This window comes from Methylomonas lenta, assembly GCF_001644015.1.
Classification (GTDB): domain Bacteria; phylum Pseudomonadota; class Gammaproteobacteria; order Methylococcales; family Methylomonadaceae; genus Methylomonas; species Methylomonas lenta.
This window is the reverse complement of the sequence record NZ_LUUI01000093.1, coordinates 1-6,787: the sequence shown is the minus strand read 5'-3', so window position 1 is coordinate 6,787 and position 6,787 is coordinate 1. Positions and strand designations below refer to the sequence as shown.

General features: G+C 45.9%; 7 protein-coding genes. 6 read left to right on the top strand and 1 reads right to left on the bottom strand.

Annotated features, from left to right (window positions below; translation table 11 throughout):
• Positions 1-64: 64 nt before the first annotated feature.
• A complete protein-coding gene (locus A1359_RS08245; RefSeq protein ID WP_066980831.1) occupies positions 65-1,444 on the bottom strand; it encodes an L-serine ammonia-lyase in 1,380 nt (459 codons plus the stop codon).
• A gap of 564 nt (positions 1,445-2,008) precedes the next feature.
• Between A1359_RS08245 and A1359_RS08240 the strand changes: the two genes are divergently transcribed.
• From A1359_RS08240 to A1359_RS22330, 6 genes are all read left to right on the top strand, one after another.
• A complete protein-coding gene (locus A1359_RS08240; RefSeq protein WP_066980828.1) occupies positions 2,009-2,818 on the top strand; it encodes a formate/nitrite transporter family protein in 810 nt (269 codons plus the stop codon).
• A gap of 64 nt (positions 2,819-2,882) precedes the next feature.
• On the top strand, positions 2,883-4,613 hold the full coding sequence (locus tag A1359_RS08235; protein WP_066980825.1) for a bifunctional protein-serine/threonine kinase/phosphatase: 1,731 nt from the start codon (positions 2,883-2,885) through the stop codon (positions 4,611-4,613).
• Between the two features lie 326 nt (positions 4,614-4,939).
• Positions 4,940-5,191: a type II toxin-antitoxin system Phd/YefM family antitoxin gene (locus A1359_RS08230; RefSeq protein ID WP_066980822.1), complete on the top strand. Its 252-nt coding sequence runs from the start codon at positions 4,940-4,942 to the stop codon at positions 5,189-5,191.
• Entirely contained in the window at positions 5,188-5,601 is a 414-nt protein-coding gene (locus tag A1359_RS08225; RefSeq protein WP_066980820.1) for a type II toxin-antitoxin system VapC family toxin, read from the top strand. The genes A1359_RS08230 and A1359_RS08225 overlap by 4 nt, the downstream gene beginning before the upstream one ends.
• Before the next feature lie 449 nt (positions 5,602-6,050).
• Complete coding sequence (locus tag A1359_RS23630; protein WP_066980817.1) at positions 6,051-6,230, top strand: LexA family protein; 180 nt, start codon at positions 6,051-6,053, stop codon at positions 6,228-6,230.
• Positions 6,231-6,264: 34 nt separating this feature from the next.
• Positions 6,265-6,660 carry a hypothetical protein gene (locus A1359_RS22330; RefSeq protein ID WP_157200506.1) on the top strand — a complete coding sequence of 132 codons (396 nt, stop codon included), beginning with the start codon at positions 6,265-6,267 and terminating at the stop codon, positions 6,658-6,660.
• Positions 6,661-6,787 lie beyond the last annotated feature (127 nt).

Below are 6,787 nucleotides of genomic sequence, written 5' to 3'. Positions count from 1 at the left end.
TTAACTTAATGGCATTGACGCGGAGCATGGGAACCATAGGAGGAAGTTAATTTTGGCGAAATCCTTAACACTCAATCAAATTAACCGCCAACCCGCCGCGTGAGGTTTCCTTGTATTTGGTTTTCATGTCAGCACCGGTTTGGCGCATGGTCTTGATCACCTTATCCAGCGAGACAAAATGCGTGCCGTCGCCGCGTAAAGCAATCCGGGCTGCGTTGATCGCTTTAACTGAGCCCATGGCGTTGCGTTCGATGCAAGGTACTTGCACCAAGCCGCCTATGGGGTCGCAGGTCAAACCTAAATTATGCTCCATGCCGATTTCAGCGGCATTCTCGACCTGAGCCGGTGTACCGCCCAACACCTCGGCCAAGGCTCCGGCAGCCATCGAGCAAGCGACGCCGACTTCGCCCTGGCAGCCAACTTCAGCGCCGGATAGTGAGGCGTTTTCTTTGTACAGGATGGCAATCGCCGCTGCGGTTAATAAAAACCTAATTACACCTTCTTCATTGGCATCTTCACAAAAGCGCCAGTAATAATGTAATACCGCTGGAATAATGCCGGCCGCACCATTGGTGGGGGCTGTGACTACCCGGCCGCCCGCCGCATTTTCTTCACTGACCGCCAAGGCGAACAAATTCACCCAGTCCATGGTGCCTACTGGTAAATTGGGCGTTTGCCGAGGTATTTCGCCGCTCAATTGTCGATAAAGATTGGCGGCCCGACGTCTGACTTTCATGCCGCCAGGCAATATGCCTTCTTCGTGAGTGCCGCGTTCCACGCAAGCCTGCATCACCTGCCAAATATGTAGCAGATTATGTCGAATTTGGGTTTCGCTTAGCCAGGCCTTTTCATTACTCAACATCAAGTCGCTGATGGGTTTGTTATGGGTTGCGCACAGCTTGAGTAATGCAGCGCCGGTTCTGAATGGATAAGGCAGGCGAGTGTCATCATGTGTTACCCGATCGCTGGCCGCATCCGTTTCGGTGACCACAAATCCGCCGCCGACTGAATAATAATCGGCCTTGTGTATTTCAGTGCCGGCTGGGTCGAAAACTGTAAATCGCATGCCGTTGGCATGATAGGGCAAGGTTTTTCGGTGAAACAGCAAGGCGGTTTTTTCATTGAATGCAATCGGGTAACGTTGCAACAACTTAATAATGCCTGTTTCCTGAATGGTTTGTAGACGCGCGGGAATGATCGCCGGGTCGATTAAATCAGGTTGTTCGCCTTCCAGCCCCAGTAACACGGCTTTATCAGTACCATGACCTTTGCCGGTTGCGCCCAAAGAACCAAATAACTCAACCTTAAGCTGTTTAACTTGCTGGAGAAGGCCTTGCTGTTCCAGTTGAGTCACGAATGTCATCGCTGCCCGCATGGGTCCAACCGTATGTGAACTGGAAGGACCGATACCGATTTTAAAAATATCGAAGACGCTGATAGCCATGTCTGTCACCTGAGTCATGTTAAAAAGCACATAAAGACTGAAATAAATCATTTCAGAACCTATAGCAATCATCATGCCGCAAAAATGAAGAGTAAGTTGCCGTAATTTAGTCTGCAATAACGGCTGGTTGTTCCAATGTAGCCCGATAAGATTCGATTAGTTTAATAGTCCATGCTATTCAGCTTAATGACCTAATCTATCTGCACGAAATCGTGCTTAGCTTGGCTTCGGCGACAATGTGCGTTCATGACTCTGAATCTCCGCAGCTGCGCGCGAGTGACTCGAAACATTTAGCGCCTTTGCACTAAAACCACACCGCTATGCACCATCTTAACGCATACAGTAGTTTTGTTTTTTATTCCCAGTCAAAATAATGAGTAGTGATTATTGTTGTATATCAATGATTTATTAAGATAGCTAAAACTTGGCACAAAATACGCTTGTACAACGATAAGGTTTTTTAAGCAAAGGCGCTTTTACCCTCTTGGGGGCAAAAGCGCCTTTTTTTTGCCTTATTGGTTCTTAGTGGAACTGCCTGTATTAATCATTGAATTAGAGGAAACTATGTCTTATTTAATCCCTGCGGAATTTGTTACAAAAATGGTGGATGCCGGTGAATCCAAAATTTTCATGTCAACCAGAGATACCCTAATCAGAGCGTATATGGCTGGCGCTATCCTCGCATTGGCTGCGGTATTTGCAATTTCTGTCGCTGTGCAGACTGGCTCGCCGCTGGTGGGGGCTATCCTGTTTCCAGTAGGTTTTTGCATGCTATATCTGATGGGTTTCGATCTACTAACCGGTGTGTTTGTATTAGTGCCGTTGGCTTTGATTGATAAAAGACCCGGTGTCACCATGAGCGGCGTTTTAAGAAACTGGGGCTTGGTATTTGTCGGCAATTTCGCAGGCGCATTGACAGTCGCTTTCATGATGGCTTTTGTGTTTACTTACGGTTTTTCTATTGAACCGGATGCTGTGGGGCAAAAGATCGCCAAAATCGGTGAAGCTCGCACAGTAGGTTATGCTAAATATGGTGTGGCCGGCTGGTTTACCATCTTCATTCGTGGCATGTTATGCAACTGGATGGTGTCAATGGGGGTAGTCGGTGCAATGATTTCCACCTCGGTCAGCGGTAAGGTAATTGCGATGTGGATGCCTATCATGCTGTTTTTCGCGATGGCTTTCGAGCACTCTGTTGTCAATATGTTTTTGTTTCCATCCGGGTTGATCATGGGCGGTGATTTTTCGATTATGGATTACTTTGTCTGGAATGAAATTCCGACTGTTTTGGGTAACCTGGTTGGCGGTCTGGCCTTTACCGGACTTACGCTTTACACCACGCACGTAAGAACAGCAGCCAAACGTTCTTTGTAATGTTTGAACTCAATTCGCAAAGCCTCAGTTAGACGGCTGAGGCTTTAAGTTCTAAAGCTACAACATGCCAAGTCAATTAAAAGTTAGTGTAGGCCAACACTCAGACAAAGGTCGTAAGTCCATTAATCAGGATTTTTACGGTGTTTATAGCCCCAAAGAACCCTTGTTAACCTCAAAAGGCATCGCCATTGCGCTGGCTGATGGGATTAGCAGCAGCGCTGTCAGTCAATTTGCCAGTCAAGCGGCTGTTACGGGCTTTTTAGAAGATTATTTTTGCACTTCGGAAGCTTGGTCTGTCAGGAAATCCGCTCAGCGGGTGGTGATGGCAACCAATTCCTGGCTACATTCACAAACCCGACAAAGTCAGTACCGCTACGATAAAGACAAAGGCTATGTGTGCACCTTTAGCGCCATGGTTATCAAGTCTACCACCGCGCATATTTTTCATGTAGGTGATGCGCGGATTTATCAATTACATGGTAATGCACTGGAACAATTAACCACTGATCATCGGTTTTGGGTTTCGCAGGATAAAAGTCATCTTAGCCGTGCTTTGGGTATCGATCAGCAAGTTGAAATTGATTATCAGGCCTTACCGTTACAAACAGACGACATTTTTGTCTGCGCGACCGATGGCGTGTATGAATATGTTAAAGCTGAATTCATCATCAAAACCATCCAGCAAAATGCAAATGACTTGGATAAAGCGGCGCAAGTGATTGTCGATGAAGCCTTCCAACAAGGCAGTATAGATAACCTTACCGTTCAGATCATTAGGGTCGATGAATTACCCAGTCATGATGTCACTGAAATTTATCAGCAATTAACCGAGCTAACGTTTCCCCCGCCATTGGAAGCCAGGATGGATTTCGATGGTTACAAAATCATCAGACAGGTACATGCCAGCAGTCGCAGTCATGTTTACCTGGCGCTCGATGTTGAAACCAGTACGCAAGTCATTATAAAAACCCCCTCTATTGATCTGCGGGGTGACCCGGCATATCTGGAACGATTTTTGATGGAAGAGTGGATTGCTCGGCGTATCAATAGTGCCCATGTACTGAAGCCCTGCTGGCAGACCCGTAAACGACACTATCTCTATATTGTCACAGAATTCATTGATGGTCAGACGCTATCGCAATGGATGACCGACAACCCTAGACCCGAGCTGGAAACCGTGCGCGGCATTGTCGAACAGATTGCTAAAGGCTTGCGGGCTTTTCATCGACTGGAAATGCTGCATCAGGATTTACGGCCCAACAATATCATGATCGACAGCACAGGCACGCTGAAGATCATTGATTTTGGATCGACCCGAGTGGCAGGCATTATGGAAATAACAACGCCAATTGAGCAACATGATCTGCTCGGAACAGCGCAATATACCGCGCCGGAATATTTCCTAGGCGAAAGCGGCACGACTCGCTCGGACCTATTTTCTTTGGGTGTCATCACTTATCAAATGCTGACAGGCAAGCTGCCTTATGGCGCTGAAGTGGCAAAAGCCAGTACAAAAGTGGCACAAAACAGATTGATCTATCACTCAGTACTTGATGATAGACATGAGATACCGGCCTGGGTTGATGATGCCATCAGGAAAGCCTTACAGCCGAATCCGTATAAACGTTACCAGGAATTATCCGAATTTATTTTTGATCTACGTCATCCAAACCAAGTATTTCTAACTAAAACTCGTCCGCCTCTTATGGAACGCAATCCGCTGGTTTTTTGGAAAAGCGTTTCTCTTATCCTGGCCGCAATTGTCGTCGCACTTTTAATTAAGCCAGTGGGTTAAAACCGGTTTTTCAGTTGATCATCTCAATATTACCAGCGTTAGTTAACGGCCATCAAGAAACAGTCACCAATTTTCAGCGATGGACAGGTAACTGGCCCATTACCGCCAATCATTTCGTTTGCTTCATATTCGCGATTTTGGATACGCATTTCTTACATTATTGGGCTTTCCAATGCCCTACCAGATTACCTTTTACCGAAGGGAATACCTGCTTAGTCTAATCAATGGCGATGCTCAGAATCCGGGTGCAGTCAGAAGGCATGATTTGCTTTTAAAATAGTTACCGCCTAAAATTGGACTAGACTAGTCAGAATTGGAGGTTGATTATGCATACTTGGCAAATTCAGGAGGCGAAAGCACGTCTTTCCACTGTATTACGTAGCGCCGAACAGGATGGGCCGCAGGAAATTACCCATCACGGTCGTTCTGTTGCTGTACTGCTCTCACGTGCCGACTACGACCGACTCACGGGTAATCGCCAATCGCTGGTTGAGTTCATGCGCAGTTCACCTCTATATGATCAGGACGATCTCGTTATTGAACGCGATGTCAGTCTGACCCGAGAGCTCGAACTGTGAGTTATTTGATCGATACCAACGTCTTATCGGAATTGCGTCGCCGTGACCCCAATAAAGGCGTCATCGAATGGTTCGAACAACGCCCCGCCACCACGCTTTACCTCAGTGTATTAACCTTGGGAGAAATCCGTAAAGGGATCGATTCGCTGGTCAATGACGATCGCCAGCTCAAATTGCTGGATTGGCTGGAAGTGGAACTGCCCCAGTTTTTTTCCGGCCGGATTTTGAATGTGGATGCCTACGTTTCTGATCGTTGGGGACGATTGAATGCCCAAATGGGCCGACCCATCCCGGCTATCGACAGTCTACTGGCAGCCACGGCACTCACACATGGGTTGAAACTGGTGACTCGCAATGTACGGGACTTCAATTACCCTGAGCTTGACGTCATCAATCCCTGGCAAGATTGAATTGCAGCGGGACCCGGCTTTACATGAGCATCGCGATAGCGACACAAAACCTTTTCGGGATTCAAGCAGGCTGAAACTTATACGTAATCAGGAAAGTTTTTGTCGCGAATATTGATAGTCCACTTTCAGACAATCAGTTGTCATCAGTATTTGGTGAACGAATGAATCTTTTGGATCGAAATTACCCATTCAGCGCGTAGGTTGGGGTGGCGATAGGAACCCCAACACGACAATCGTTCAGTTACCAGCCGACTATGAAAGCAAGACATCGTGTCCAATAAAACCATCGGCAACCAACAAAGGCCAAACCGGTTAAAAATGTTGGGGTTGGTTACCTCACCCCCCAATCTAAGGCTCTACTTCAGTCATTGAAAAGCCGTGTTTGTCGTTTTTGCGAAAGTTTCCTTCATCCCAATCAAAAGCCGTGATTTTAGTAAGATCCATCATGCATGAACGGCTGCAAGGTAATTGCAAAAATACCAGGCAGCAATGAAGTCACCTATACAGAATACCGAGAAGATGGTGGAAGTCGGTATTTAAAGCCCTTAAACCCACAGTACCCAACTATTCAGATTGATGAAAAAACACTGATTTGCGGTGTTATAATCGGCCAATTTGTTGAGGAATAGCCACAAAATAAACAATCTTTATAACGGGAAATTAATGAATAAATTTATATTTTCAATGCTTGTTTGTATTTTTTCGGCTGGATGCGCTAGTTTTGGTAACGGCACAACTCAGCGCGTAGATATGCGAACGCAGAATGAAATCGGACATAACACAACTTGCAGCTTTGTTAATGATGAGGACAGGCTAGATAATATAAAAATCCCCTCTGTTGTAGTGATACACCGAGATGGTAATCCGCTAATGATCGATTGCAAAAATGATCAGCAAACTGGAACTGTAAAACAAGACCCTGAGTTCCAAACAAAATATATAGTTGCAAATGTTTTTCTGATTGATGCCTGCACTATTTCATGTCTAATTGATGCCAGCACCAATGCGTTTTATAGCTATCCACCAAAAATAATCGTCAACATGACGTCAAATCAATAGAAATCTTACTCATTAATAACTAAGTCACAGCGCTCATATTATGAAGGTATACATTCATGGTCATGTATATTTATGTGGGATGTATTGGAGGGTTTTTGATTGGTAGCGCGTAGGTTGATGACATGGA

Coding starts and splice junctions, on each gene's coding strand:
- A1359_RS08240 (WP_066980828.1), top strand. CDS start 2,009: ATGTCTTATTTAATCCCTGCGGAATTTGTTACAAAAATGGTGGATGCC.
- A1359_RS08230 (WP_066980822.1), top strand. CDS start 4,940: ATGCATACTTGGCAAATTCAGGAGGCGAAAGCACGTCTTTCCACTGTA.
- A1359_RS22330 (WP_157200506.1), top strand. CDS start 6,265: ATGAATAAATTTATATTTTCAATGCTTGTTTGTATTTTTTCGGCTGGA.
- A1359_RS08245 (WP_066980831.1), bottom strand. CDS start 1,444: ATGGCTATCAGCGTCTTCGATATTTTTAAAATCGGTATCGGTCCTTCC.
- A1359_RS08235 (WP_066980825.1), top strand. CDS start 2,883: ATGCCAAGTCAATTAAAAGTTAGTGTAGGCCAACACTCAGACAAAGGT.
- A1359_RS23630 (WP_066980817.1), top strand. CDS start 6,051: ATGAACGGCTGCAAGGTAATTGCAAAAATACCAGGCAGCAATGAAGTC.